The sequence below is a fragment of the Bacillus sp. FSL K6-1012 genome (assembly GCF_037964915.1).
Lineage (GTDB): Bacteria > Bacillota > Bacilli > Bacillales > Bacillaceae > Bacillus > Bacillus halotolerans.
In genome coordinates this window covers 1570179-1596552 of the sequence record NZ_CP150175.1, presented here as the reverse complement: position 1 = coordinate 1596552, position 26374 = coordinate 1570179, and the positions used below count along the sequence as shown (strand labels likewise).

At 42.3% G+C, this 26374-nt stretch carries 27 protein-coding genes and 1 pseudogene; 12 read left to right on the top strand and 16 right to left on the bottom strand.

Annotated features, from left to right (window positions below; translation table 11 throughout):
• Window positions 1-108 precede the first annotated feature (108 nt).
• Entirely contained in the window at window positions 109-1029 is a 921-nt protein-coding gene (gene ctaA, locus NSS75_RS08325) for a heme A synthase CtaA (protein WP_339236943.1), read from the top strand.
• 410 nt (window positions 1030-1439) lie between these two features.
• On the opposite strand, the gene pyc is transcribed toward ctaA, so the two are convergent.
• From pyc to glsA, 4 genes are all read right to left on the bottom strand, one after another.
• On the bottom strand, window positions 1440-4886 hold the full coding sequence (pyc, locus tag NSS75_RS08320; protein WP_339236940.1) for a pyruvate carboxylase: 3447 nt from the start codon (window positions 4884-4886) through the stop codon (window positions 1440-1442).
• 74 nt (window positions 4887-4960) lie between these two features.
• Window positions 4961-6172 carry an FtsW/RodA/SpoVE family cell cycle protein gene (locus NSS75_RS08315; RefSeq protein WP_095714824.1) on the bottom strand — a complete coding sequence of 404 codons (1212 nt, stop codon included), beginning with the start codon at window positions 6170-6172 and terminating at the stop codon, window positions 4961-4963.
• 202 nt (window positions 6173-6374) lie between these two features.
• A complete protein-coding gene (locus tag NSS75_RS08310) occupies window positions 6375-6656 on the bottom strand; it encodes a YlaN family protein (protein ID WP_003221339.1) in 282 nt (93 codons plus the stop codon).
• 97 nt (window positions 6657-6753) lie between these two features.
• A complete protein-coding gene (glsA, locus tag NSS75_RS08305; protein ID WP_339236936.1) occupies window positions 6754-7683 on the bottom strand; it encodes a glutaminase A in 930 nt (309 codons plus the stop codon).
• A 103-nt stretch (window positions 7684-7786) separates the two neighbouring features.
• Between glsA and NSS75_RS08300 the strand changes: the two genes are divergently transcribed.
• Window positions 7787-8272, top strand: coding sequence for a hypothetical protein (locus NSS75_RS08300; RefSeq protein WP_103671640.1), 486 nt, complete (start codon window positions 7787-7789; stop codon window positions 8270-8272).
• Window positions 8273-8276: 4 nt separating this feature from the next.
• Here the strand turns inward: NSS75_RS08300 and NSS75_RS08295 are convergent, their stop codons facing one another.
• Entirely contained in the window at window positions 8277-9605 is a 1329-nt protein-coding gene (locus NSS75_RS08295) for a PhoH family protein (RefSeq protein WP_268498753.1), read from the bottom strand.
• 154 nt (window positions 9606-9759) lie between these two features.
• On the opposite strand from NSS75_RS08295, the gene NSS75_RS08290 reads away from it, so the two are divergent.
• Together NSS75_RS08290 and NSS75_RS08285 are read left to right on the top strand one after the other, a co-directional pair.
• On the top strand, window positions 9760-10389 hold the full coding sequence (locus NSS75_RS08290) for a YhcN/YlaJ family sporulation lipoprotein (protein WP_103671639.1): 630 nt from the start codon (window positions 9760-9762) through the stop codon (window positions 10387-10389).
• Between the two features lie 86 nt (window positions 10390-10475).
• Window positions 10476-10685 carry a YlaI family protein gene (locus NSS75_RS08285; RefSeq protein WP_081638297.1) on the top strand — a complete coding sequence of 70 codons (210 nt, stop codon included), beginning with the start codon at window positions 10476-10478 and terminating at the stop codon, window positions 10683-10685.
• 58 nt (window positions 10686-10743) lie between these two features.
• Here NSS75_RS08285 and NSS75_RS08280 read toward each other — a convergent pair whose 3' ends face one another.
• Complete coding sequence (locus tag NSS75_RS08280) at window positions 10744-11061, bottom strand: YlaH-like family protein (RefSeq protein WP_024121276.1); 318 nt, start codon at window positions 11059-11061, stop codon at window positions 10744-10746.
• A gap of 55 nt (window positions 11062-11116) precedes the next feature.
• On the bottom strand, window positions 11117-12955 hold the full coding sequence (gene typA, locus NSS75_RS08275; RefSeq protein WP_010334118.1) for a translational GTPase TypA: 1839 nt from the start codon (window positions 12953-12955) through the stop codon (window positions 11117-11119).
• Between the two features lie 111 nt (window positions 12956-13066).
• Here typA and NSS75_RS08270 point away from each other — a divergent pair, with 111 nt between their 5' ends.
• Together NSS75_RS08270 and NSS75_RS08265 are read left to right on the top strand one after the other, a co-directional pair.
• Window positions 13067-13255 (top strand): YlaF family protein, encoded by a 189-nt coding sequence (locus NSS75_RS08270; protein WP_010334117.1) that lies wholly within the window; start codon window positions 13067-13069, stop codon window positions 13253-13255.
• A 272-nt stretch (window positions 13256-13527) separates the two neighbouring features.
• A complete protein-coding gene (locus NSS75_RS08265) occupies window positions 13528-14133 on the top strand; it encodes a hypothetical protein (protein ID WP_101860687.1) in 606 nt (201 codons plus the stop codon).
• Window positions 14134-14177: 44 nt separating this feature from the next.
• Here the strand turns inward: NSS75_RS08265 and NSS75_RS08260 are convergent, their stop codons facing one another.
• Together NSS75_RS08260 and NSS75_RS08255 are read right to left on the bottom strand one after the other, a co-directional pair.
• Window positions 14178-14471 (bottom strand): zf-HC2 domain-containing protein, encoded by a 294-nt coding sequence (locus NSS75_RS08260; RefSeq protein ID WP_095714831.1) that lies wholly within the window; start codon window positions 14469-14471, stop codon window positions 14178-14180.
• Window positions 14468-14656 (bottom strand): annotated as a pseudogene (locus tag NSS75_RS08255) (sigma factor-like helix-turn-helix DNA-binding protein); the annotation flags it as partial. The pseudogene NSS75_RS08255 and the gene NSS75_RS08260, both read right to left, overlap by 4 nt.
• A 349-nt stretch (window positions 14657-15005) precedes the next feature.
• Between NSS75_RS08255 and NSS75_RS08250 the strand changes: the two are divergent.
• The 3 genes from NSS75_RS08250 to NSS75_RS08240 all read left to right on the top strand — a co-directional run bounded on the left by NSS75_RS08250 (window position 15006) and on the right by NSS75_RS08240 (window position 18155).
• A complete protein-coding gene (locus tag NSS75_RS08250; RefSeq protein ID WP_095714832.1) occupies window positions 15006-16571 on the top strand; it encodes a M4 family metallopeptidase in 1566 nt (521 codons plus the stop codon).
• 338 nt (window positions 16572-16909) lie between these two features.
• Window positions 16910-17008, top strand: coding sequence for a hypothetical protein (locus tag NSS75_RS08245; protein WP_232350979.1), 99 nt, complete (start codon window positions 16910-16912; stop codon window positions 17006-17008).
• A 232-nt stretch (window positions 17009-17240) separates the two neighbouring features.
• Window positions 17241-18155 carry a class I SAM-dependent methyltransferase gene (locus NSS75_RS08240; RefSeq protein ID WP_103671637.1) on the top strand — a complete coding sequence of 305 codons (915 nt, stop codon included), beginning with the start codon at window positions 17241-17243 and terminating at the stop codon, window positions 18153-18155.
• A 99-nt stretch (window positions 18156-18254) separates the two neighbouring features.
• On the opposite strand, the gene NSS75_RS08235 is transcribed toward NSS75_RS08240, so the two are convergent.
• The 3 genes from NSS75_RS08235 to NSS75_RS08225 form a co-directional block, all read right to left on the bottom strand.
• Entirely contained in the window at window positions 18255-18710 is a 456-nt protein-coding gene (locus NSS75_RS08235; protein WP_024121269.1) for a GNAT family N-acetyltransferase, read from the bottom strand.
• Entirely contained in the window at window positions 18697-19494 is a 798-nt protein-coding gene (gene suhB / locus NSS75_RS08230; protein ID WP_024121268.1) for an inositol-1-monophosphatase, read from the bottom strand. Before suhB ends, NSS75_RS08235 begins: the two co-directional genes overlap by 14 nt.
• A 137-nt stretch (window positions 19495-19631) precedes the next feature.
• Window positions 19632-19820: a hypothetical protein gene (locus NSS75_RS08225; protein ID WP_010334110.1), complete on the bottom strand. Its 189-nt coding sequence runs from the start codon at window positions 19818-19820 to the stop codon at window positions 19632-19634.
• A gap of 238 nt (window positions 19821-20058) precedes the next feature.
• Between NSS75_RS08225 and NSS75_RS08220 the strand changes: the two genes are divergently transcribed.
• Window positions 20059-20697: a DUF1054 domain-containing protein gene (locus NSS75_RS08220; RefSeq protein ID WP_101860684.1), complete on the top strand. Its 639-nt coding sequence runs from the start codon at window positions 20059-20061 to the stop codon at window positions 20695-20697.
• 59 nt (window positions 20698-20756) lie between these two features.
• Here the strand turns inward: NSS75_RS08220 and NSS75_RS08215 are convergent.
• Window positions 20757-21907, bottom strand: a protein-coding gene (locus NSS75_RS08215; RefSeq protein WP_339233173.1) for an IS3 family transposase whose coding sequence is annotated in 2 segments (ribosomal slippage) — window positions 20757-21634 and window positions 21634-21907 — 1152 coding nt in all. Because the reading frame shifts where the segments join, the coding sequence is not laid out codon by codon here.
• Window positions 21908-22025: 118 nt separating this feature from the next.
• Window positions 22026-22292, bottom strand: a complete 267-nt coding sequence (locus tag NSS75_RS08210) for a UPF0223 family protein (protein ID WP_024121266.1) — start codon at window positions 22290-22292, stop codon at window positions 22026-22028.
• A gap of 185 nt (window positions 22293-22477) precedes the next feature.
• On the opposite strand from NSS75_RS08210, the gene speA reads away from it, so the two are divergent.
• The gene (gene speA / locus NSS75_RS08205; RefSeq protein WP_024121265.1) at window positions 22478-23950 is read left to right on the top strand and encodes an arginine decarboxylase; all 1473 of its coding nucleotides are present in this window, start codon (window positions 22478-22480) and stop codon (window positions 23948-23950) included.
• A gap of 36 nt (window positions 23951-23986) precedes the next feature.
• Here speA and NSS75_RS08200 read toward each other — a convergent pair whose 3' ends face one another.
• Window positions 23987-24106, bottom strand: coding sequence for a GapA-binding peptide SR1P (locus NSS75_RS08200; RefSeq protein WP_010334106.1), 120 nt, complete (start codon window positions 24104-24106; stop codon window positions 23987-23989).
• Window positions 24107-24537: 431 nt separating this feature from the next.
• On the opposite strand from NSS75_RS08200, the gene slp reads away from it, so the two are divergent.
• Complete coding sequence (gene slp / locus NSS75_RS08195; protein WP_024121264.1) at window positions 24538-24912, top strand: peptidoglycan-associated lipoprotein Slp; 375 nt, start codon at window positions 24538-24540, stop codon at window positions 24910-24912.
• 45 nt (window positions 24913-24957) lie between these two features.
• On the opposite strand, the gene lpdA is transcribed toward slp, so the two are convergent.
• Window positions 24958-26370, bottom strand: a complete 1413-nt coding sequence (gene lpdA, locus NSS75_RS08190; RefSeq protein WP_024121263.1) for a dihydrolipoyl dehydrogenase — start codon at window positions 26368-26370, stop codon at window positions 24958-24960.
• Window positions 26371-26374: the final 4 nt, after the last annotated feature.

The following is a 26374-nucleotide window of genomic DNA, read 5'->3' as shown; positions in this document are numbered from 1 at the left end:
TTATATTTTTGTGAACAAAGGGCTCTAAGAATTGCCACAAAACACATATTCGCTTACACTTGGTACGTATAAAAAATTGCAGCAGTTTGTTAAGAAGGTGGATATTGTATGAATAAAGCATTAAAAGCTCTCGGTGTTTTGACAACATTTGTGATGCTTATTGTTTTAATCGGGGGAGCCCTCGTTACAAAAACAGGTTCCGGCCAAGGATGCGGCAGACAGTGGCCGCTGTGCCACGGGCGCTTCTTCCCTGAACTGAATCCCGCTTCTATTATTGAATGGAGCCACAGATTCGCAAGCGGCATCTCAATTATTCTTGTATTAAGCCTTGCCTTTTGGTCATGGAGAAAAATCACACCTGTTTTCCGTGAGACAACGTTTCTCGCTATCATGTCCATTATCTTTTTGTTTCTTCAGGCACTGCTTGGTGCGTTGGCTGTTGTGTTCGGTTCAAACGCGCTTATTATGGCGCTTCATTTTGGGATTTCACTAATTTCTTTTGCGTCTGTTTTAATATTAACTTTGCTTATATTTGAAGCTGATAAATCAGCCAGAAAACTGGTCAAACCGCTTCAAATCGGCAAGAAAATGCAATTTCACATGATAGGTATTTTGATATATTCCTATATCGTTGTGTATACTGGCGCATACGTAAGACATACAGAATCCAGTCTGGCGTGTCCTGATGTGCCGCTGTGCAGCCGGCTGAACAATGGACTTCCGGCCCAATTCCACGAATGGGTGCAAATGGGGCACAGAGCTGCAGCCTTGCTCCTGTTTGTATGGATTATCGTTGCCGCTGTTCATGCGACTACTTCCTATAAAGAACAAAAGCAAATCTTTTGGGGCTGGATTTCGTGTCTTATTTTTATCACGTTACAGGCACTATCCGGCATTATGATCGTGTATTCTGAACTGGCGCTGGGCTTTGCGCTTGCGCACTCATTTTTTATTGCCTGCCTGTTTGGGGTTTTATGCTACTTCTTATTATTGATTGCACGCTTTCGTTACGAATCAAGACGGGTATAAGACATAAGACCAAAGCTCTTATACGCTTTGGTCTTTTTTATCATTCCATTTCGGCAGCTTCATATAATTCAACTTTCGGTTTGCATACTGAACTTGATGATTTATATAAGGTTTGGATAATCTCGGGCGATGATGTATTCTAAACGCGCTGCTCAATCGATGTTTGGGACAGGATTTTAATTAAAATAACTTTTCCCCAAGAAGTCAATTCATTCTCACCAGAAAAGAAGCCGTAATTATACGAAGCTTATTAAGCATCAGCTTTTCTCATTCCTGCACCCGCGAGCAGACAACCAATGCATCGTTCACACACGTTTGAAACAGCCCCCGCTCGTTGCAGCAGCTGCACGTTCATATCTCGTTCCTCACTAAAAAAGAGTGTATATCAAATGATATACACTCTTTTTTGATTATGCTTTTTCAATTTCGAGAAGCAGATCTCCCGTTTGGATCGGCTCTCCATTTTTCACATGAATCTGTTTGATTGTTCCTGAGAATGGCGCCTGAACCGTTGTTTCCATTTTCATGGCTTCGTTGATCATCAAATGATCACCTTTATCAACTTTGGCACCCGCTTCTATCAGTACCTTGATAACAGTTCCAGGCATAGAAGCCGCAATATGACTTGGATTTGTACGGTCTGCTTTTAATCTTTCCTGAACGGAAGACTTAATGCTTTCGTCTTTTATGACCACTTCACGCGGCTGGCCGTTCAGTTCGAAATAGATCACACGAGTTGCATCCGGCTGAGGTTCACCGATTGAGATCAATTTGACGATCAGCGTTTTCCCGCGTTCAATTTCCACTTCTATTTCTTCGCCTAATGTCATGCCATAGAAGAAGGTCGGAGTATCTAATACCGAAATATTTCCATAGCTTTCAGCAGTTTTTACATAATCAGAGAAGACTTTAGGATAAAGGGCGTACGCCAAAGCATCCTGGTCTGAGATCTCCAGATTATGCTGCTCTTTAAACTCCTGTTTGATCGCTTCAAAGGATACCGGCTCAAGCAATTCTCCCGGTCTCACTGTGATCGGCTCCTGCCCTTTTAAAATGAGCTTTTGAAGTTTTTCCGGGAATCCGCCATGAGGCTGTCCAATATTTCCTTTGAAAAGCTCAATAACAGAATCAGGGAAATCTAATGATTCGCCTTTTTCGTAAATGTCCTTTTCAGTCAGGTTATTTTGCACCATGTACAGCGCCATATCCCCGACTACTTTAGAGGAAGGCGTAACCTTCACGATATCACCGAACATATCATTTACTCGTCTGTACATCTCTTTGACTTCGTTCCAGCGATCGCCCAGGCCTACTCCCTTCGCCTGCTGCTGCAGGTTACTGTATTGGCCTCCAGGCATTTCATGCTCATAAATTTCAGTATGCGGAGACTTCATCCCGCTTTCAAATTCACTATAATATTTACGAACTGATTCCCAATACTGGGATAGTAATTCCACGCCTTGCACATTCATTTCCGGACGGCGGGAGTTGCCTTCCATCGCATGATAAAATCCGCTCGCGCTAGGCTGCGATGTTAAGCCAGCCATTGAGCTGACCGCCACGTCCACGATATCAACGCCTGCTTCTACTGCTTTTGCATACATATAAATTCCGTTGCCGCTCGTATCATGCGTATGAAGATGAACCGGAATATTGATCGTTTCTTTCAGCGCAGACACCAGCTCATATGCAGCTTGCGGTTTTAACAGACCTGCCATATCTTTAATTCCGAGAATATGGGCCCCTGCAGCCTCAAGCTCCTTCGCCATAGATGTATAATAAGCGAGATCATATTTTGTACGGGTTTTATCAAGAATATCACCTGTATAACAAATTGCCGCTTCAGCCACTTTACCTGAATCCCGAACGGCATCGATGGCTAACGTCATCCCTTTTACCCAGTTTAAGCTGTCAAAAATACGGAAAACATCTATACCGGATTTAGCGGATTGCTTCACAAATTCTTTAATCACATTATCCGGATAATTCGTATAGCCGACAGCGTTTGAGGAGCGAAGCAGCATCTGGAACAGCGTATTTGGCACTTCCTTGCGGAGGTCCTCCAGACGCTTCCATGGATCTTCCTTCAGGAAGCGGTAGGCTACATCGAAGGTCGCGCCTCCCCACATTTCCATGCTGAACAGCTCCGGCCATAACGCAGCCGTCGGATTAGCGATTTTTTTCAAATCATGTGATCTGAATCTAGTCGCCAGTAAAGACTGATGGGCATCCCGGAATGTTGTATCAGTTAATAGAACAGATTTCTGTTCCTTAACCCAATTTGCAAGCCCTTCAGCGCCTTTTTCATCTAGAATCTGTTTTGTTCCTCTTGCAGGCTGCTGATCAACGTCGACTTTTACAGCTAACGGCTTGTCAAACGCCGGTTTTTCTTTTTTGCCGATTCCAGGGAAACCATTCACGGTCACATTCCCGATATAAGTAAGCATTTTTGTTCCGCGGTCTTTCTGCTTAGGGAAATTAAACAACTCAGGCGTTGTATCAATGAAAGACGTATCATATTGTCCTGTCAGAAACTTTTCATGCTTTGCGACATTTTCAAGGAACGGAATGTTAGTTTTAATTCCCCTAATTCTAAACTCCTGAAGGTTTCGAACCATTTTGGCCGCCGCCTGTTCAAACGTCAAAGCCCAAGTTGAAAGCTTAACGAGCAGTGAATCGTAATATGGCGTAATAACGGCGCCTTGGAAGCTGTTTCCTGTATCAAGACGAACACCAAAGCCTCCGCCTGAACGGTAAGCCATGATTTTCCCTGTGTCAGGCATAAAATCATTTTGCGGATCTTCAGTCGTTACCCGTGACTGAATCGCATAGCCGATTGTAAAAATGTCCTTCTGCTCCGGAATGTTGACTTTTTTGCTATGTAGGCTGTGGCCTTGGGCAACAAGTATCTGTGTCTGCACAATATCAACACCGGTAATCATTTCCGTAATTGTATGTTCAACTTGAACACGCGGATTTACTTCTATAAAATAAAACTCGTTGTTCGCGACAAGGAATTCAACCGTACCAGCATTTATATAGTTCACGTTTTTAGCAAGCGCAACCGCAGCTTCACAAATTTGGTCTCTCAATTCAGTTGACAGCGAAACGCTCGGCGCTACTTCTATCACCTTTTGGTGGCGTCTTTGAACAGAACAATCCCGTTCAAATAGATGAACCACGTTTCCCTGATTATCACCGATAACCTGGACCTCAATATGCTTAGGGTTTTCAATCAGTTTCTCTACATATACTTCATCATTGCCAAAGGCTGCTTTTGCCTCTGATTTCGCACGTTCATATGCCTCTTTGACTTCACTTTCACTTCTGACAATTCTCATGCCGCGGCCGCCGCCGCCAAGCGAAGCTTTAATAATAATCGGATAACCGTGAGTTTGTCCGAATTGTTCGACTGCTTCAAGCGTTTCTGCAGGGCCGTCGCTTCCTGGTATAACAGGAATTCCGGCTTTTTCCGCCTGCTCACGCGCTTTTACCTTATCACCAAACATATCTAAATGTTCAGAAGTCGGACCAATGAACACGATGCCTTCTTCTTCACAGCGCCTTGCGAAATGTATATTTTCAGATAAGAAACCATATCCCGGGTGGATCGCATCCACCTTGTTTCTTTTCGCAATATCAATAATACCTTCAATATCCAGGTAGGCATCAATTGGTTTTTTCCCTTCGCCAACCAGGTACGCTTCATCAGCTTTGTAACGATGATAGGAACCGGAATCTTCTTTTGAATAAACCGCAACTGTACGAACATTCAATTCTGTACAAGCGCGGAATATACGGATTGCAATTTCTCCCCTGTTTGCTACTAACACTTTTTGTATCGATTGCTGTGACAAACTTTTTTCCCCCTTACCCGAATGGAATATAATCTATCATATCGGAATATCCTTCACGTGTACACACTTGTTTTTTACAGATAAACAGTTTTTTCAAGCTGCTTCTTTTTCATTCCCTTTGGCGCCAAGGACTCTCTCTTTTTCTTATTCTCTGAATATTTCACAAACATGCTGATATTGATTAATATCCCCATGCTTCCCAATAATAGAAGTAAAGAAGAGCCTCCGTAGCTGATAAATGGCAGCGTAACACCCGTAATCGGGATTAGCCCGCTGACACCGCCAAGGTTAATAAACGATTGTACGGCAATCATGCTAGAAATGCCGATTGCCAGAAGACTTCCAAACGGGTCCTCGCATTTTCTCGCAATATAGAAACCTTTTAATACGATAAAGCCCAGCAGGAAAACAACAAACAATACCCCAAAAATGCCAAGTTCTTCAGCAATCACGGCCATGATAAAGTCAGTATGTGACTCAGGAAGATACCCGTATTTCTGGATACTTTCTCCGAGTCCGAGACCGAAAATACCTCCCGACCCAATCGCATAATAAGAATTGATCACTTGCAAACCTGATGTATTCGCATATTTAAACGGATCTTCCAGACTCTCAAAACGAGCTAAACGCTTTTCTGTTAAAATGTTATCCATATTAAAATAAATAATTGGACTGACCAGAATTAAGACAATTCCACCCAGCAAAACAAGCCTTACCAGCGTCTTCCCGCTGAAACCCGAGCACAAGATCATACACGTAGCGATAATGGCGATAATCATCGCCGTACCAAAGTCAGGCTGCATGGCAATTAAACCGCAGATAATAACCGTCATCACCACAGGAGGCGCAACTCCTGTTAACAGGTGATCAATATAGCTTTGTTTTTTTGCATAGACAGCTGCTAGATATAAAATCACTACCAGCTTGACAAATTCACCCGGCTGAATACTCATTCCGCCGATTTTAAACCAGCTTTGCGCATTTCCGGCAACATGCCCGAATACAAACAGTGAGATAAGCGCAAACACTGAAACAAGCAGCATCACCTTTTGAAATTTTTGATGAGCCAGTGCTTTGTAAGGAAACACGGCCATAACAATAAAAAGGATGCCTCCTGCGATTAAAGCAAACAGCTGACGCATGAAGAAATAATTGCTGCTTACGTTATACCGAGAAACAGCCGTAATCATACTTGAGCTGTACACCATCACTAAACCGAATCCGCATAGTAAAACAATTGCGAATATCAGTGAGTAGTCATAAGATTTTAGCATTTTTTTTAACATAACATCCTCTTCCCTGCTTCCAACTTCCATTACCTATGGTTTTTATGTATTTATATTTTTTATTTTACTACAATTTATCAAATGACACGAAGATTCTCTATACGATTCGGATGAAATGCACAAAAAGAGACCGTCATTATACGGTGAAAAAGCAAGCGGTTATAAAAAAACCCAAACTGTTAATTAGTTTGAGTTTTATCATTTATTTACCTGTAAACGCGTCGTGCAAAGCAGACAATTCGCGTTCTAATGTGTATAAAAGGTCTTTTCCATCTTTTTCGTCAACCAATCCCAGGCGGACAGCAAAATCGATTTCCCTCGAAAGTCCGAACATTTGAGTATCTAATACCTCTTCATATAGAGGACATTGAGGCATCGTTAAGTTATCCATTTGTACTCGGATCAGCTTCAAAATCTTCTCAGCGTCAACTTTCAGTAGCTCAAAAGCTTTTTGCCGATGGTCAACTATCATCTCTGAAGCCAAAAGTATCCCTCCGTTCCCCAGGCGAGTACCTAATTCTTCTATTTATCATAAAGGGTATCAGCAGAAAATGCAAGAGGATTTAAACAGATGACATAAATTAAAAAATACTCAGCCTATACGTTTCAGACATTATTTTCAAAAGCTTTACACCTGCAATGCTGTTCCCTTTTTCATCCAAAGCCGGGCCGAAAATGCCGATCCCAAAATCATAGGGTGAAATGCCCATAATCCCTCCTGAAACTCCGCTTTTCGCAGGAATTCCGACCTTAATCGCAAATTCTCCGCTTGCATTATACATTCCGCAGGTGACCATAAACGTCTTGCAAATTCTCGCGACATCTTTTGAAATGACTTGTTCTCCTGTTTCTGGGTGCCTGCCGTTGAGCGCAAATACAGCCCCGATTTTTGCTAAATCAAGACTGTTCATCTCAATCGCACATTGCTTCGTATATAAATCCATTACCGCTTCAACATCATCCTCAAAAATCCCGTACTGCTTCATATAATAACACATCGCCCGATTAATCATAGATGTGCTGTATTCAGACTCAGCTACGTCCCGGCAGTAGGTGATGCCTTGGTTGTTTGTCAGTTTTCTGATGAAAGAAAGCAGATAATCGAGTCTCTCTTTAGACGTTTGTCCTTTCAACAAGCTGGTGACAACCAGTGCTCCGGCATTTATCATAGGATTTAGCGGTTTGCTCGGATTCACGGTTTCAAGCTTAATGATTGAATTAAACGGATCACCGGTCGGCTCCTGTCCGACATAACTGAAGACTCTGTCCTTGCCGTATTCCATTAACACAAGGGCAAGCGAGAGCACTTTCGATATACTTTGAAGAGTAAATGTTTTTTCTACGTCACCCGCTGACAGACAAGTATTATTTGAATAATAAATCGCTACTGAAAGATCGTGCTGATCAGCTTTTGCTAAAGCGGGAATATAGCTGGCCACCGCTCCCTTGCCTGTCACCTTTTTCGCTTCTTTCACTAACGCTTCCAGCTCGTTATTATGCCGGCATACCATGCGACCACCCTCGCTCCCTGAGCATCTCAATACATATAATTTGTTACACAAAGTGACAATTCATGCGAAAACTTTTATAATTTTGAGAGAAGGGGGTTATACCATGAGCGTTATACAAGTAAAAGGCAATGTTACATATCCGATTACGATTGATCCTAGCGTATGGATTTTTGATGATCGCAAATTTTCATTTGACCGTAAAGGGGACGGCCAAGAAATCAATTTTCATACGGCTGAGAATGAATCTGGCCTTGACACTGAACGTGTGATTAGAGAAGGACGGATTGCGCCGCCTACATTAAAGACGGAAAAACAATTTGAGAAACAAAAACTGATGAACGGCAGCTTCGCAATGAAATTGGGAAATGTGCTGAAAAATGCCGAGCCGCTCAGCTCTGCATCACAATGTGTATTTATTACAAGTTCCGGTAAAGCCGCTGTTCCTCTTGAAACCGCGCTGAACAGTATTGTCCATTTCAGCCAGGCAGGCAAGCCGATTCAGGAAGGCGGCCCAGTTCATATTTATTTTGAAGATCCAGTTGATCACGAACAGCCAATCACCAATATAAAAGAGATCGACATCATTTAAATCGTCACAGCAAGTCAGCGGCAAGCTGGGCAAGCCCGGATCTCTCACCTTTTAAAAGCTTCACACTGCCGGAGATAGGTTGTCCTTTAAACCGCTCAACAACATATGCCAGACCATTATTCAGACTGTCTAAATATGGGTGATCAATCTGTTCAGGATCGCCCATTAAGACAATTTTACTGCCTTCTCCCACTCTTGTAAGAAGTGTTTTCACTTCATGCCTGGTCAAATTTTGCGCTTCATCAATGATTATAAATTGATCAGGAATGCTTCTCCCTCTGATATACGTCAGCGCCTCTACCTGGATCGAACCGATCCCCGCCAAAATCGCCTCGAGCTCTCCCGGTTTCTTGGCATTAAATAGAAACTCTAAGTTATCAAAAATCGGCTGCATCCAAGGCTTTAGCTTCTCCTCTTTTTCACCCGGCAAGTATCCGATATCCTTGCCGACAGGAACAATCGGCCTTGCCACGACCAGCTTCTTATATATCCCTAAATCTTCTGTCTGTAAAAGCCCCGCTGCCAAAGCAAGCAACGTTTTTCCGGTTCCGGCTTTTCCGATCAGCGTCACCAGCGGGATATCTTCTCGCAGCAAAAGCTCTAACGCCATTGTCTGCTGAACATTTCTCGGCCTGATTCCCCATACGTGTTCATCATCAAACACAAGTCGTTTTAGGACCGTGCCCGTTTTATCCGCAATACCGAGAGCAGAGGACGACCCTCCTAATTCATCCTTCATTAAGGCGAACTGGTTTGGGTAAAATGCATGCTGCTTCATATCCTGAACTGAAATTTGTTTTTTTCCGTAAAAAGAGCTAAATAGCTGCTGGTTTATATATAAATCCTTATATCCGCTGTACATTTCATCATTGTCCACAACCCTGTCATTTAAGAAATCTTCAGCAAGAAGGCCGATGGCATCCGCTTTGACTCTGACTAATACATCCTTGCTGACAAGGATCACAGGCCTACCGTCTTCCTTCGTCTCTTCTTCAAGGCTTAAGTTTTTAGCAACGGCTAATATACGATTATCATTCGTTTTTTCGATAAAGATTTCTTGAAGCTGGTGAAAGGAACGGTGGTTCAATTCAATTCTGAGCGTCCCCCCCGTATCAAGCGGAACCTTCTCATGCAGCCTCCCCTTCAGTCTTAGCGCGTCTATCAGCTTAGATACGTGCCTCGCATTCCTCCCAACTTCGTCCATATATCGTTTCTTGGAATCAACCTCTTCTAAAACGACAGCAGGGATGACAACTTCATTTTCTTCAAAAGAAAAAATAGCGTTAGGATCCTGTAATAACACATTCGTATCTAACACATAAATTTTACTCAAGTCTCAGCCTCCTGATATAAGGGTCAAAGTTCTTCCTGCTTCTCTTACGATGAAAAAGGTGAACGCCTGCTAAAATATATGTTTTTGTGAATAAAGATAGAAGGTTAATTCAACAATAAAATTAATGAATGCATTTCAAGGAGGGAAACCGCAAGTGCGAATTCTTTTCATTATCATACAGCTCACACTCATTTTGTCCGCATGCGCTGTTCAACAGGGAAGACAGGAGCAAAATATTGAAAAAGAATCAACAAGACAGCAGGAAACAAAACCGATTCACGTAAAGGACACATCTCAGGAAACAAAAGACAATGGAACTAGAACTGATATTGCCAAGCATCTTGTCGGCGTTGCTGAAAAAGTGCCGGATGTCAAGGATGCGACAGCTGTTGTGCTTGGAGGATATGCTGTAGTAGGAATTGACGTCGACGATAACCTGGATAGAAGCAAAGTCGAAACCATCAAATACTCTGTGGCACAGGCTTTAAAAAATGATCGGCACGGCGCCAATGCAGTTGTGGTTGCTGATCCTGATACCGTCAGCCGTCTCAATGAAATGGGAAGAGAGATCAGTGAAGGCCGTCCTGTTACGGGGATTTTAGATGAACTGGCCGCGATTGTCGGCCGGGTGCTTCCGGAAGTGCCTAACGATGTGATTGACGATGAGGATGAACCGCAAACCAAGCAGCAAAACGATCAATTAAACAGAAAGCAAGAGAAGGAAATGGAAACGGAACAAAACGATCAATCTGATCATCATATGAAAAAGAATAATAATAATTAAGCTACAGCCCTTGCGGCTTTAGCTTTTTCTTATTTTGGACAACATCTGATCCATGATATAATGCATATTAGAGTGAAAGAGGTGATATGATGAGGGTCCAATGTTCCATTTGCGATAAAATTGAAACAATTGATGATGAAACCCTGATCGCGAAACGGCTGAGAAACCGTCCGATCCATACATATATGTGCCAGGAATGCCATGACCGAATTGCCAAAAAAACAGAAGAACGGCTGAAAACCGGAAAGTTCACATTTCACCCGGGACAGCAGAAGAAAGAAAAAGTTAAAAAATAAAGCGGCAGCTATTCATACAGAATACAAAAAAAGACTCAGCGAGATGCTGAGTCTTTTTTCATGATTTTGCGGACTGTTCCTTTTTCGACTGATACAGCCGAATTTTGTAAATGATTAAAATCAATGCAGCGACGACCAATCCCTCTGCCACAGGCAAAAATACACCGAGAAAAGTCAAAACAGTGCAGCCTAAAGCCAGAAATAAGTACACCACTGCTGATTTTAATACCGGAAGCCGTTTTGCAAATCCAAGCTTAAACACAATAACAGCTAAAACAAAAATGGTGCCATACAGCAGCCACATGCCTGCTGCTGGCTGCCGGTCCACTTGATATAGAGCGGCGAAGAACGACAGGCGTTCGCTTACGTCATTCAAAAAGATTCCCTCCCCTGCAGCGTACGGGTTCTATCTTTTCAAATTCTGCAAGGGATTAAGACAATCCTGCTGTTTTTTTCTTTTTAGCCGCTTTTTCACGTTCGTTTTTATTAAGGATTTTCTTTCTTAAACGGATGGATTCAGGCGTTACTTCGCAGTATTCATCTTCGTTTAAGTACTCTAAAGATTCTTCAAGAGACATGATGCGCGCTTTTTTAATTGTTGTTGTTTGATCTTTTGTTGCAGAGCGGACGTTTGTCTGCTGTTTCATTTTGCTGACATTGACAACAAGGTCGTTGTCACGGTTATGCTCTCCGACAATCATTCCTTCATAAACTTCAGTACCAGGTTCAACAAAGATCACACCGCGGTCTTCAATCCCTTGAATTCCGTAAGATGTCGCTTTTCCGTTTTCCATTGACACAAGCACACCTTGACGGCGTCCGCCGACTTGGCCCGCCTGCATCGGCTGGTAACTGTCAAACGTATGGTTCAGGATACCGAAGCCGCGTGTTAATGACAGGAACTCTGTTGAGTAACCGATCAATCCGCGGGAAGGCACTGTAAAGATTAAACGGACTTGGCCGTTACCATTGTTAATCATATCGATCATTTCACCTTTACGCGCTCCCATTGATTCCATTACAGAGCCTGTATGCTCTTCCGGAACATCAATTTGCACGCGCTCTACAGGCTCACAGCGTACACCGTCAATTTCTTTGATGATAACTTCAGGTTTTGACACTTGAAGCTCATAGCCTTCACGGCGCATGTTTTCAATTAAAATAGACAGGTGAAGCTCACCGCGGCCGGAAACCACCCAAGCATCTGGAGAAGCTGTAGGCTCGACACGCAAGCTGACATCAGTCTGCAGCTGTGACTGAAGGCGCTCTTCAATTTTACGGGCTGTTACATATTTCCCTTCACGGCCGGCAAACGGGCTGTTATTCACGACAAATGTCATTTGAAGTGTCGGTTCATCAATGCGAAGCACCGGAAGCGGTTCTTGATGCTCAACAGGACAGACTGTTTCACCGACGTTGATATCTTCCATACCGGAAACCGCAACGAGGTCTCCCGCTTTTGCTTCTTCAATTTCCACCCGTTTTAAGCCTTGGAAACCAAAGATTTTTGTCACACGGAATGATTTAGCTGTACCGTCAAGCTTCATAAGAGAAACCTGCTGACCGACTTTCATCGTACCGCGGAAAACACGTCCGATTCCGATACGGCCTACATAGTCGTTATAATCAAGAAGTGCAACTTGGAATTGAAGCGGCTCATCTGCATTCTCAACAGGTGCCGGAACATGCTTAATAATCGTTTCATATAAAGCTTCCATGTTTTCATCTTGCTGCTTAGGGTCAAGGCTCGCTGTCCCATTAATCGCGGAAGCATATACCACCGGGAATTCGAGCTGTTCTTCATTTGCGTCAAGCTCGATGAACAGGTCAAGAACCTCATCGATCACTTCTTCAGGACGTGCGAAATCACGGTCGATTTTGTTCACAACAACAACCGGGTTCAAGTTTTGCTCAAGAGCTTTCTTCAGAACGAAACGAGTTTGAGGCATGCAGCCTTCATATGCGTCAACGACAAGCAGTACGCCGTCAACCATTTTCATAATCCGTTCTACCTCTCCCCCAAAGTCTGCGTGTCCAGGGGTATCCAAAATATTGATGCGTGTATCTTTATAGTTAATCGCAGTATTTTTCGCCAAAATTGTAATGCCGCGTTCGCGTTCAAGATCGTTTGAGTCCATTGCGCGTTCAGCAACTTGTTCGTTGGCACGGAATGTACCAGCCTGGTGTAAAAGCTGATCGACTAGAGTCGTTTTCCCATGGTCAACGTGGGCAATAATCGCGATGTTGCGAAGATCATTTCGAAGTTTCACTTTTTCATCTCCTAAAAAAATTAGATAACTTTCATATTATACCACACATCCTCTTTAAAAGCGTCACGTTTTTCTGTAAACTTATTATAAGACGTAAAAGGGGATGGAAATATGAAAAAAATGAATTGGCTTTTATTATTATTTGCATTTGCAGCGGTTTTCAGCATAATGCTGATCGGCGTCTTTATCGCCGAAAAAAGCGCGTGGGGCATTATCGCCAGCATTGTGCTCGTTTGCGCCGTTATGGGAAGCGGATTTACGTTAAAAAAGAAAATGCGTGAGCAAGGATTACTCGATTAAAAGCTTATCCTTGCTAAAGACATTGTAATCAAAAACACCGCAAATGAATGCGGTGTTTTTTCGTTGCGTAAGGCTTATCTCCCCTGTTTCCTAGGCGGGAAGAAGCAAAACAACATCCATTCATGGACAATCGTTCTAAATATGACACTTTTAACCAAACAAAAGTGGTTCGACATTGATATACACAAACTACCATAAAGCCTATTTTCCTCACACCAGCCTCTCCCTATAATGGGATTTGTACCACAATTCACAAAAGGGAGAGACGAAACATGAAGAAACCATTTGTAAAAAAAGCCATACTTACAACTGCCGCACTGACCTCAGCCACCCTGCTTACTTTCGGACCCGATGCCGCAAGCGCAAAAACAGTTAGTCACAGCACACCTGCTTTGCAGGAGACAATCACAAATGAAGACCTGAATACATTTTTCGATTTATTAAATCAATGTATATATGAAAAAGACGGGGTTTATTATTTTGACAGTGAAAAAGCTGTCGAGTTAGGAATGACACAAGAAGAGGCTCAAATCATTGCAAAATTGTGGGAATCGACATCTGAATTCTTCGATATTGTTTCACAATGTGTGTATGTTGAAGACGGCAGCTACAAATTTGATACAGAAAAAGCTGTTGAGCTCGGCTTCACAGAAAAAGAAGCACTCGCGCTTGACCAATTTTTCGCCGCTGTTTCCCTTAAAATTCATATTCTGCAGGCATCCATTGTTTCAGAAGATGGAGCGTACAGCTTTGATAAAGATGCAGCTTTAGAAGCTGGTGCGACACCGGAGCAGGCTGATTTTTATGAAAAGCTCTTCGGTGCACTGTCTCAAGAACAGCTTGCAGCCATCTACCAAATGCTTCATCCGCAAGCTTAATGTAAGAAAAGCGCTTGTCCGTAAATCCGGCAAGCGCTTTTCCTTTATATCAGCAGTTTGATGATCAGCATCACAGCAAACACAGCTCCAAACCAGAAGGCTGCTTTAATAATCAGCAAACCATAGTATCTTTGTTTAAAACGGATTTCTTCTTCAGGCAGAAAAGCATCTTGAGGGGGCTGTTCATCTTTAAACTCAAAAGGCTCAGACATCTGTTCAAACATTTCTCTGCAGCTGCGGCAGGTGTTCATATGCTTTTCAATGAAGTTTTCCGTTTCTTTTTTGCAATCACCTTCAATATACAGAGGGAGAAGGTCTCTTACTAGAAAGCAGATCATATCCGCTCCTCCTCTCTTCTTTTCGTCATGTTTTTCTTGAGCTCTAATCTAGCCCGGTGAAGAGTGGTTTTCACTTTCGAAAGGCTCCAGCCTAAGATTTCGGCGATTTCCTCATAAGAAAGCTCTTGAAATTCTCTTAAAATCAAAACGGATTGGTGCTGATCCTTTAGCTGCAGGAGCTCTTGCAGTATATCTGTTCAAAATGCAATACATAATGACTGAATAAATCAAACACGAACAACAATCCTTTACTTCTTATTAAGGCCTCATCCGGTTAGACAAGCCGCTTGTTATAAAGTTTCAATAAAAACCAAAAATTTCTCATCTCCCCCCTTCGATATAAAGACGACATAACTCTTGCAATTCATCCATCACATGACACTTGACTCATCTTGATATTATTCAACAAAAATAAACACAGGACAATTCTATCAATTTTGTCTAGTTATGTTAGTTTTTGTTGAGAATACCAGATTGCTCGTTTAATATAACGATATAAAGATTTTTCAGTATTTTCAAAAAGGGGGATTTATTGTGGGTTTAGGTAAGAAATTGTCCGTCGTTGTCGCTGCTTCGTTTATGAGTTTATCAATCGGCCTTCCGGGTGTTCAGGCTGCTGAGAATGACCAGCTTAAGGAGAATCAAACAAACTTTCTCCCTAAAAGCGCCATTGCACAAACAGAGCTCTCTGCTCCAAATGACAAAGCTGTCAAACAGTTTTTGAAAAAGAACAGCAAAGTGTTTAAAGGCGATCCCGCCAAAAGACTGAAACTTGTGGAAAGCACAACTGACGCTCTTGGGTACAAGCACTTTCGATATGTGCCCGTCATTAACGGAGTGCCTATTAAAGATTCACAAGTGATCGTTCACGTCGATAAATCTGACAATGTCTATGCGATCAATGGAGAATTGCACAATCAGTCTGCTTCAAAAACAGAAAACAGCCAAAAGGTATCCTCTGACAAAGCACTGGCACTCGCTTTTAAAGCCATTGGCAAATCACCTGACGCCGTTTCTAACGGAAGCGCAAAAAACAGCGATAAAGCAGAGTTAAAAGCGGTAGAAACAGAGGACGGCGGCTATCGTCTGGCTTACGATGTCACGATTCGCTATATCGAACCTGAACCTGCTAACTGGGAAGTCTTAGTGGATGCCGAATCAGGCACCATTTTAAAACAGCAAAATAAAGTAGAACATGCAGCCGCAACAGGATCAGGGACAACACTAAAAGGCGCAACAGTTCCTCTGAATATTTCTTATGAAAGCGGCAAATATGTTTTAAGAGATCTGTCAAAACCAACCGGCACTCAAATTATCACGTATGATTTACAAAACAGACAAAGCCGCCTTCCGGGAACACTTGTCTCAAGCACAACAAATAAATTCACAACTTCATCACAGCGCGCAGCTGTAGATGCCCACTATAACCTGGGTAAAGTGTACGATTATTTTTACTCGACATTTAAACGAAACAGCTATGACAACAAAGGCAGTAAAATCGTTTCTTCTGTTCACTACGGCAGCCGTTATAATAACGCCGCTTGGACAGGGGATCAAATGATTTACGGTGATGGAGACGGCTCCTTCTTCTCCCCGCTTTCCGGCTCATTGGATGTGACGGCGCATGAAATGACACACGGTGTCACTCAAGAAACAGCCAACCTTGTCTATGAAAATCAGCCTGGAGCATTAAACGAGTCGTTCTCTGATGTATTCGGTTATTTCACTGATACAGAAGACTGGGATATCGGTGAAGACATTACGGTCAGCCAGCCGGCTCTCCGCAGCTTGTCTAATCCAACAAAATATGACCAGCCTGACAATTACGCCAACTATCAAAACCTTCCGAATACAGATGAAGGCGATTACGGCGGTGTACACATAAACAGCGGAATTCCAAACAAAGCCGCTTATAATACCATTACAAGCCTAGGCATATCTAAATCACAGCAGATTTATTACCGTGCGTTAACAACGTACCTTACGCCTTATTCCACTTTCAAAGATGCGAAGGCCGCCCTCATTCAGTCTGCCCGTGACCTTTATGGCTCAACTGATGCCGCAAAAGTTGAAGCAGCCTGGAAAGCCGTCGGTTTGTAATTTCTAAATGAAAAGCCTGAGATATCTCAGGCTTTTTCTTGATTTTCAAGTTTGTTTAAAAATCAGCAGCTGTTTCATGATAGCCGTACATATGACCACCTTGCCTCTGAACAAATCGCAGACAGTGTAAATACAAACTCGGTCATTATCCGCCAAATCAGCCGATTGTTAAAAAAATCGGGCTTCATCGATGTCAAAAGAGATTGTTGAAGAAGGTGAGCTTTTCCACACTCATGAAAACTCTCATCCCGACTGCTGGACCCGAACAAATAAACTTCAGGTTCTAGAGCTAGGCCCAAGCCGCTTATGTTCATCGCGAGGCGACTCCGCTTCTCATTATGTGCGGTGATCAGGATGACGTTGTTCTGTATAAGCATAGCGCTGATTTATACAGGGCACTTACAAAAGCAGGTCATGATGAGTTATGTATAAAGTAAAAGGTGCCGGACATATCGGTTTACCCAAGACCATACACTTCGTATTGTAAAAACATTCTTTCATTCCCATTTAAACAGCCAAAAATTGAATAGAAGAATCTTACTCTTCCAACCTCAAATACATTGACAAAAATTTTTATTTATGCTATAATTTACTATCAGTATATTTGTGTGTATAATAAGGTTCTCCTGGCCAGGGGAATCTTATTTTTGTTTATCAGGAGGACATGGTATGAGGGAAAATGAGTCCAGTTTAACAGCTTTAATATCAGCATTTAGCCGAGCCTATCACAGTCAATATGATACACCTAAAATTTTTGACGATTATATCGCCAAACACCTTATTTCTGAAAAAGAGTTTTCCGACATTAGTCAAAATATGATACAAGGCATACAGTTTTTCAATAAAGATATTGCCCGAAAGTTTCAAGATGACCCAGAAGAGATACTAAAGTGGATTACACAAGTCCAGCTTTCCCCTACGCCCTTAGCTCGAGCAGCATATTGTGAGAAAGTATTTCGCAACGAAGTGGTGCTGGGAGCAAAACAGTATGTCATTCTTGGCGCCGGGTTAGATACATTCTGCTTCCGGCATCCAGAGCTGGAAGACAGCTTAGACATATTTGAAATTGATTACCCGGCTACACAGCAATTGAAAAAGAAAAGACTGGATGATGCAAGGCTTACTATTCCAGCGAATCTTCATTTGGTTCCTATGGACTTTACCAAAACGTTTTCATATCAGCCTCTCTTAGATGAAGGCTTTGATAACCAAAAAACGTTCTTCAGCCTTTTAGGAGTTTCTTATTATTTGACGAAAGAAGAGAATAAAAGCCTGCTTAATCAATTATTTGCCCATGTCCCCTCCGGAAGCTCTATCGTTTTTGATTACGCAGACGAAACGCTCTTTGAAACAAAAGGAAAGTCTAATAGAGTTGAACATATGGTGAAAATGGCTTCAGCAAGCGGTGAGCCGATGAAATCGTGTTTTACTTATCTTGAAATCGAAGAAGCATTAGATTCAGCTGGTTTACTCATCTATGAACATGTAACACCAGCCGAAATCAATGACCTTTTCTTCAAGAAACGAACGGATTATTTGTCAGCGTTTGAAACCATTCATTATATACATGCCGTAAAAAAATAACCCCCCTGGTTCTTCACCAGGCTCGCCTCTCAATCGACGGTGAAGGATTGGGAGGTTTTTTTGCACATGAAAATAAGCTGCCGTCATGTATACGGCAGCTTAAACTAAAGGCTTTACCATGATTATATACGGCTTGTCTGCCTCATCTTTCTCCGTCTTGAGCTGTTCAAAGCCGCATTGGCTCAAAAACAGTATCCATTCATTCCGGTCAATCGGAACCGCTGTAAATAGTGCTCTATGTTTGTCCTGAAGCGATTGGCCGATCTGTTCAATGATCTTCCTGGCATGTCCCTTTCTTTCTTCAGCAGGATCAACCAGCACTGTTCCCAGCCATGGCTTTCCGTTTGAAGGAGCCCATTCGAGATGATAGCTGACGGCAACAGGCAGACCGTCTTTTTCCCAAACAAGCCATGATCCGTTATACATCGAATAGGAGATCATATAGCTTTCTGCATCTTTTTCCCCAAACTCTTCCTTTTTCCAAACAGGATGAGCCTCCGCAATTTCCTCTAACCAACTGAGGTCATCCTGTTCAAATGGTCTATTTTTCAGCATGAAGATACTCTTCAAATATTGTTTTATGTATAGATGGGTTTCCGGCCAGCACACAGTGATTTTCTAAAAAGGTGAACGGTTCTCCTTCAGTCGTTGTATAAATGCCCCCTACTTCGTTTAACAGCACACAGCCGGCTGCGTAATCCCAAGGAGCAAGCCGCATCGTAATGTAAGCGTCAATTCTTCCCGCAGCGACGTTTGCCAGTTCTAGAGCGGCAGAGCCATAGGAGCGTGTTCCTCTCACCCTTTTTACAAGCGGTGCCAGCACACCCGGGTCAATTCTTCTGTTTTCCGTCACCCATGTCGCATTAATGGCTAGAATCGCTTCTTCAATAACGGTTTCCTTTAAAGGAGACAGCTTCGTTTCATTCATATAAGCACCTTTACCGCTAAACGCGTGATACAGTTCATCATGCACCACATCGTAAATTAAACCGATTTTGCCAATTCCATTTTCAAAAATACCGATTGAAATTGCAAAATTTCTTTGCTGGTGCACAAAATTCATCGTGCCGTCAATCGGATCGATAATCCAGACGACACCTTCCAACGAGTGAAGTTCGTCTCCTTGTCCTTCTTCTCCGAGTATGCGATGCCCCGGAAAGGTTTCTTGGATGCGGTCAATAAAAAACTTTTCCGTTTCCTTGTCAATATTTGTGACTAAATCATTCGGATTTGATTTTGTTTCAATTGTCAGGCTTTCGTGCATCGACTGTTTAATTCTTGCGCCTGCTTCTTTTATCCATTTCTTTGCAGTCTCATCAATTTCCGTCCAATTTGTCATTCATGCGTACCTCTTTTCTATGTAGACCTTTATTTTATAGGATACTGATAACGGCGGTGAAAAAGCAAGGAAAATGAAAATTATGCCTTCTCACGTAAAAACGAACCATTCACGCGGTTCGTTTTTACTATAGCTTTTTACCCGTTGAGGCGAATCCATTCTTTTCTGAGACGTTCAAGTTTGTTTTTGCTTAGCTCAATTTGTTCGTCATTTTCCTTTTGCATTGCCTCATAAAGGGTTGCCAATTCATAATCAACCTCTAGTCTCCAGACAGCTACACGGTTGTTTTTCTCTTCCCTAAATCCCTCTTTCACAACTTGCCTCATTGTCTTTCGCCCCTTCCAGAGATCATTTGTTTTAAAAAAGCATCCCATTTTGCCATTCAACAATGATACTTCTTATATCCTATGATTCTTCTATTTACCTGTAACATGATTCTGAAAATTGTGTGTTTACCTATTCGTTTATTACCACATTCCCCCTCTCTTCAAACGCGTGCTCATCTTTTTGCTGCGCGTTCTAACTGTGATAAAATATGTATACTTAGCATGAAGGAGGAAAATCATGACACAAATGCGTTTTACTGAAGAAGACTTTAACACATTTACAATAGACGGCTTAGACGCACGCATGGAGGTGTTAAAAGAGCGGGTTCGTCCGAAGCTGACTGCTTTAGGCGAGCACTTTGCCCCGACATTATCCGCTTTAACCGGAGATGAAATGTTTCCCCATGTGGCCAAGCATGCAAGGAGATCAGTCAACCCTCCTGCAGACAGCTGGGTGGCATTCGCAAACAGCAAAAGAGGCTATAAAAAACTGCCGCATTTTCAAATCGGCTTGTGGGAGAGCCATGTTTTTGTATGGTTCGCGATCATTTATGAGTCCCCTATAAAAGAAGAATACGGCAAATTGCTTGAAGCGAATCAAGACAGCGTTATAAATCACATTCCAGACAGCTTTGTGTGGTCTGCGGATCACACAAAACCGGGGGTCCATAAGCAGTCAGAAATGGACAAGGAACAGTTCAAGACATTGTTGGAACGGTTGCAGACCATAAAGAAAGCCGAGCTGTTATGCGGCATTCAGCTTCAAAAAGAAGAGGTGCTGAAGATGAATAACCAAGAATTCCTTCAGCGAATCGACGATGCCTTCCAGCAGCTTGCATTTCTGTACCGCTTAACCCAAAAAGTATCACAAGCATAAAAAAGAGCCGGGACCTTTGGGACTGACCCCCGTTTTTGAGACAGGGATCAAAACACCTTTTATACAGCCAATTGCCGATAGCTTATCGGTGATTGGCTGTTTAGTTTCGTTTGAATACGAATGTTGTTATAATAATAAATGTATTCTTTGACAGTGCGTTCTACGATGGCGGTCGTGGTTCGATTAATGCTGTTAAGATAGAACGTTTCAGACTTTAGTGAGGAATGAAACGATTCGATGGAGGCATTATCAGCGGGCGTCCCTTTGCGGGACATGCTCATGGTAATGCCTTTTGTTTTAACAGCTTTCTGATACTCATAAGATGTATACACAGATCCTTGGTCACTATGTAACACGCAGTTCTGAGGCAGTGTTGGCAGCTGATCAAGTGTGTTTAAGACAAAGTCTGTGTCCTGCTTATCTCCAATCGTGAAAGCAATTACTTCTCCATTGTATACATCCAATATACTGGAAAGGTACAATTGTTTCTGTCCATAAGGCAAATATGTGATATCCGTTACTAGTTTTTCAAGAGGATGATCGGACTGAAAGTTCCGATCTAATATATTATCAACCACGGCATATGGCTGCCCATTCTTCTTGCGCTTTTTCACCTTAACCCGGCACTGCCACTGATTTTTCTGCATGATACGCTGAACCGTTTTATGGTTAATACGCATTCCCTTTTTTAATATAGCTGTAATTTTTCGATATCCATATCGATACTTGTGCTCTCGGCACAACGTGCCGATTTGTTTTTCCAAATGGCACTTGGGATGATCTTTCATCAGGTTCTTCTTCCAACGATAATAAGATGCTCGTGAAATACCTAAATGAACACAGATATTCTGTACGGTCATTGTGCTGTGCAATACTTCTACAAGTTCGACTGACGTTTGGCTATCAACTTCCTTTCCAATTCGTTGTACTTTTTTAGAACTTCATTCTGTTGTCTCAGATAACGGTTCTCTGCCTGCAGTTTCTCTAATTCGGAAGAATACTCCGGACCTTTTCCGTAAGTGTATTGCTTACCAACAGGCTGTTCAAATCGATGTGTATCCCCAGCCTTATGCCATCTAACCCATGTCTGAACCTGCGTCTTATTCTTGATATTCAATTCCTGCATGATCTCTTTCATAGGTACGCCTGCCAATCTCATTTCTACAGCCTTCTGTTTGACTTCAATCGGATAACTCACTCTTGTTCCCATACAAAAAACACCTCCAAGTCTTATTTAAGGATAACAACTATCCGTTTTCAAACTTGAAGGTGTTTTTTATTTGTCTCATCTTATGGGGTCAGTCCCCTTTCATCCGGCTCTTTTCCTTTTACATCTTAATCTTTGCCTGGTCAGATTCCTTCGCCTGCTTGACCGTACGATAAGGAGAGTATGTACTTTGTTCCTCAAATTCGCCGCACAGCTTTTTTTCTTCAGCTTTTCCCGGCACAATTTCTTTGAATCGCCGATACGTCTTAAGCAGCTCTTCACGGTCGGCTCCCTTTTCATAAGCCAGCTCAACCTGCTGGAAAAATGCAATCACATCCACTGCTTCTTCGGTTGTCCAATCTTCATTCATCGGATATTGGTATTCCATTTTCTTCACTCCTTATAGATTCGCTTTCCTTTTACAAAAAGCATCTTCATTTGATCATAAATTGTTCTTTACATTCTTTCAAGTTCATAATATAATTCATTTGTTTTACGTCTAAAAAACGGTTGAGAAACTGATTTTAATACACACTAATATGCATAGGTATTACTACAAAGGTGGGAAAACAATTGTCGCAACATGAAACACCCTTATACACAGGCCTGAAAAAGCACGCAAGCAGACAGCCTGTTCAATTCCACATTCCCGGCCATAAAAAAGGGGCAGGAATGGATCCAGAGTTCAGACAATTTATCGGTGAAAACGCGTTAAGTATAGATTTGATTAATATTGAACCATTAGATGACCTGCATGCGCCTAAAGGCATTATTAAAGAAGCGCAGGATTTGGCTGCCGAAGCTTTCGGCGCGGATCACACCTTTTTTTCTGTTCAGGGAACAAGCGGCGCAATCATGACAATGGTGATGGCTGTCTGCGGACCTGGAGATAAAATCATCATTCCAAGAAATGTGCACAAATCCATTATGTCAGCTATTGTATTTTCCGGAGCCGTCCCAATCTTTATTCATCCTGAAATTGACAATGAACTAGGCATCTCTCACGGCATTACACTTGAATCCGCTAAACGGGCGCTGAATGAACATCCTGATGCCAAAGGGCTTCTTGTGATCAACCCGACATATTTCGGAGTAGCTGCTGATTTAAAAAGCATCGTAGAACTAGCCCATTCCTTTGATGTGCCGGTTCTAGTCGATGAAGCACATGGCGTTCATATTCATTTTCACGACCAATTTCCGCTTTCAGCGATGCAGGCAGGTGCAGACATGGCTGCGACAAGTGTGCATAAACTAGGCGGATCACTGACACAGAGCTCTATTCTAAACATGAGAGAAGGCCTTGTTTCTAAAGACAGAGTGCAATCGATACTCAGCATGCTGACAACCACGTCTACTTCTTATTTGCTTCTAGCCTCTTTGGACGTCGCCAGAAAACGGCTTGCGACAGAGGGCTATCAGCTTGCTGAAGAAACGTTGAAGCTTGCTAATCAGACGAGAGAACGTCTGAACCAAATTGACGGTATTTACTGTGTCGGTTCTGAAATTATCGGTTCTAAAGCCGCTTACAATTATGACCCGACAAAATTAATTATTTCAGTTAAAAACCTGGGGCTCACAGGACATGATGTCGAGAAGTGGCTGCGGGAATCCTTTAATATTGAAGTAGAGCTTTCAGATCTGTACAACATTTTGTGTATCTTCACACCTGGTGACAGCCAGAACGATGCAGATCGCCTTGTGGAAGCTTTAAAAGAGATAGCGCGTCAAATGTCAGCAAATGATGTTACGCATAAACAGACAAAGGTACTGCTTCCAGAAATCCCATTACTGGCGATGACGCCGCGTGACGCTTTCTATGCAAATACAGAAGTTGTTCCATTAAAAGAAGCAGCAGGACGGATTATCGCTGAATTTGTGATGGTGTATCCTCCTGGAATTCCTATCTTTATCCCGGGCGAGATTATTACAGAAGAAAACATCAGCTACATCTTCAAAAACATTGATGCCGGACTTCCAGTTCAAGGACCGGAGGATTCTACTTTGAGCATGATTCGAGTCATAAAAGAGCAAAAAGCTATTCAATAAATACAAAAAGCATGCGGCTAAGCCGCATGCTTTTTCTTACTCTTCATCAAGAGGACACTGACATTGTCCGCAGCATGTTCCGTATAACGTTGTAACCTTCTCATCCTCGAAGTAATGAATGGCTTCGTTACAATCTTGGCAAACAATCGTACCCATCTCTCATTCCCCATTTCTTTTAATTTTGAAAACGCTTAATTTCTTTTGTTGGTATTATATTAATATGTCACATTTAAAATGTCAACAATAAACTGTATAACACATTTATTTCAAAAACTTTTAATGTAACATGTTTTTTCTTTTCGGTTCCATGAATTATCATCTTCTTAACAAACGCTTTCATTCGATACTTATGCTGAAAAGACATTGTGATTTCATGTTTTCGCGAACTTTTTTTGAATAGTGTAACGAAATTGCAAATGATTCGCGATGAATAATGTGTGCGTTCAGAGTATTCGGTTTAAAGAGATGTTATCTCTCTTTAAAAACGGTTTCAATTATATAACAATTAGGTAACAAGAAGCAGATGACGCGGTTACTCGTGATAAACTAAAACTAGTTTACTATGGTTTATACAGAGGAGAAGATAGATGCGATATCGCGCGGTATTTCCCATACTGATGATAGTATTTGCTTTATCGGGCTGCACCCTTTCCACAATCAATCCAATAAAAAAAAGCCGAATTGACAGCATTCATCATACTCAAATCCTATTTTTTTCTGATGAAAATCAAATTGATCAAGAGGCGTCATATTATGATGCTCTGCTAGATTTAGAAAAGGATTATCCTGATCAAATAGATAAAATGAAGGTATACGATAACAGAAAAGGCTGGGAAGATGAAATCGAAACCGTCCCTACTCTCATGGTAGTTGATCAGCGGCATGTCGTTGTGAAAATAGAGGGATGTGTGAAAAAGAAAGAAGACATCATTAAACCATTACAGCATGTACTGTCTAAATAAATAAAACAGCCCCCGCTTACGGGGCTGTTTTTTATGTCATCTCTATTATTTTACGATGTGAATCGGGCTTCCGATTGCCACTTCAGCAGCTTCCATTGTGATTTCACCCAATGTTGGATGTGCATGAATTGTCATAGCAATATCTTCAGCAGTCATGCCGCCTTCGATAGCTAAACTTAATTCAGAAATCATGTCAGAAGCGCTTGCGCCGGCGATTTGCGCACCGATTACAAGGCCGTCCTCTTTACGAGTGATCAGCTTCATGAAGCCGTCAGTTTCGTTAAGAGAAAGCGCGCGGCCGTTTGCTGCAAATGGGAATTTAGCAGCAACAATGTCAAGGCCTTCTTCTTTCGCTTGTGCTTCAGTGTAACCGACTGATGCAAGCTCAGGCTCAGAGAAGACAACCGCAGGAATACCAAGGTAATCGATTTCTGCAGGCTCTCCAGCGATCGCTTCTGCAGCAATCTTACCTTCGTAAGATGCTTTGTGAGCAAGCGGCGGTCCTTCAATGATATCACCGATTGCATAGATGTTAGGTACGTTCGTGCGGCACTGTTTGTCAGTTTTGATAACACCGCGGTCAGTCATTTCAATACCGACTTGCTCAAGACCAAGCTCATCAGTATTTGGACGGCGTCCGACAGTAATCAGTACGTAATCAGCATCAACAGTTTTTTCTTCACCTTTTACTTCGAAAGTGACTGTTACGCCGTCAGCTTTTTCTTCAACGCCTTTAGCCATCGCGTTTGTATGGATTTCAACGTTGCCTTTTTTCTTCAGTCTGCGAGTTACAAGGGAACTCATTTGTTTTTCGAAGCCTGGAAGAATTTCATCTCCGCCTTCAAGAATAACAAGCTCAGTGCCGAAGTTTGCATACGCAGTTCCAAGCTCAGTTCCGATGTATCCGCCGCCGATAACAACAAGCTTTTTAGGAATTTCTTTAAGAGCCAAAGCACCTGTTGAATTTAGGACACGATCAGTATATTTGAAGTTTGGCAATTCGATAGGACGAGAACCAGTCGCAATGATTGCGTTTTTGAACGTGTATGTTTGAGCAGAATTCTCATCCATTACACGAACTGAATTGCTGTCTACAAAGTAAGCTTCGCCTTTTACTACATCTACTTTGTTGCCTTTAAGAAGACCTGCTACACCGCCAGTAAGCTTGTTAACAACAGAAGTTTTCCACTCTTGAACTTTTGTGAAATCAACTGTTACGTTCTCAGCAGTGATTCCCATGTCATCAGAATGCTTAGCATTCTCATAACGGTGGCCAGCATTGATCAGCGCTTTTGAAGGGATACATCCAACGTTCAGACAAACGCCTCCAAGAGTTGCTTTTTCAACGACTGTTACTTTTTGTCCAAGCTGTGCAGCGCGGATGGCAGCTACATAGCCGCCAGGTCCCGCACCAATTACAAGAGTATCTGTTTCAATAGGGAAATCTCCTACTACCATAACA

Bases quoted from the DNA above. Each gene is read 5' to 3' on its own strand.
- ctaA (WP_339236943.1), top strand. From the start codon at position 109: ATGAATAAAGCATTAAAAGCTCTCGGTGTTTTGACAACATTTGTGATG.
- NSS75_RS08315 (WP_095714824.1), bottom strand. From the start codon at position 6,172: ATGTTAAAAAAAATGCTAAAATCTTATGACTACTCACTGATATTCGCA.
- glsA (WP_339236936.1), bottom strand. From the start codon at position 7,683: ATGGTATGCCGGCATAATAACGAGCTGGAAGCGTTAGTGAAAGAAGCG.
- NSS75_RS08300 (WP_103671640.1), top strand. From the start codon at position 7,787: ATGAGCGTTATACAAGTAAAAGGCAATGTTACATATCCGATTACGATT.
- NSS75_RS08285 (WP_081638297.1), top strand. From the start codon at position 10,476: ATGATGAGGGTCCAATGTTCCATTTGCGATAAAATTGAAACAATTGAT.
- NSS75_RS08270 (WP_010334117.1), top strand. From the start codon at position 13,067: ATGAAAAAAATGAATTGGCTTTTATTATTATTTGCATTTGCAGCGGTT.
- NSS75_RS08265 (WP_101860687.1), top strand. From the start codon at position 13,528: ATGAAGAAACCATTTGTAAAAAAAGCCATACTTACAACTGCCGCACTG.
- NSS75_RS08260 (WP_095714831.1), bottom strand. From the start codon at position 14,471: ATGATCTGCTTTCTAGTAAGAGACCTTCTCCCTCTGTATATTGAAGGT.
- NSS75_RS08245 (WP_232350979.1), top strand. From the start codon at position 16,910: ATGTGCGGTGATCAGGATGACGTTGTTCTGTATAAGCATAGCGCTGAT.
- NSS75_RS08240 (WP_103671637.1), top strand. From the start codon at position 17,241: ATGAGGGAAAATGAGTCCAGTTTAACAGCTTTAATATCAGCATTTAGC.
- NSS75_RS08235 (WP_024121269.1), bottom strand. From the start codon at position 18,710: ATGCTGAAAAATAGACCATTTGAACAGGATGACCTCAGTTGGTTAGAG.
- suhB (WP_024121268.1), bottom strand. From the start codon at position 19,494: ATGACAAATTGGACGGAAATTGATGAGACTGCAAAGAAATGGATAAAA.
- NSS75_RS08225 (WP_010334110.1), bottom strand. From the start codon at position 19,820: ATGAGGCAAGTTGTGAAAGAGGGATTTAGGGAAGAGAAAAACAACCGT.
- NSS75_RS08220 (WP_101860684.1), top strand. From the start codon at position 20,059: ATGACACAAATGCGTTTTACTGAAGAAGACTTTAACACATTTACAATA.
- NSS75_RS08210 (WP_024121266.1), bottom strand. From the start codon at position 22,292: ATGGAATACCAATATCCGATGAATGAAGATTGGACAACCGAAGAAGCA.
- NSS75_RS08200 (WP_010334106.1), bottom strand. From the start codon at position 24,106: ATGGGTACGATTGTTTGCCAAGATTGTAACGAAGCCATTCATTACTTC.
- slp (WP_024121264.1), top strand. From the start codon at position 24,538: ATGCGATATCGCGCGGTATTTCCCATACTGATGATAGTATTTGCTTTA.
- lpdA (WP_024121263.1), bottom strand. From the start codon at position 26,370: ATGGTAGTAGGAGATTTCCCTATTGAAACAGATACTCTTGTAATTGGT.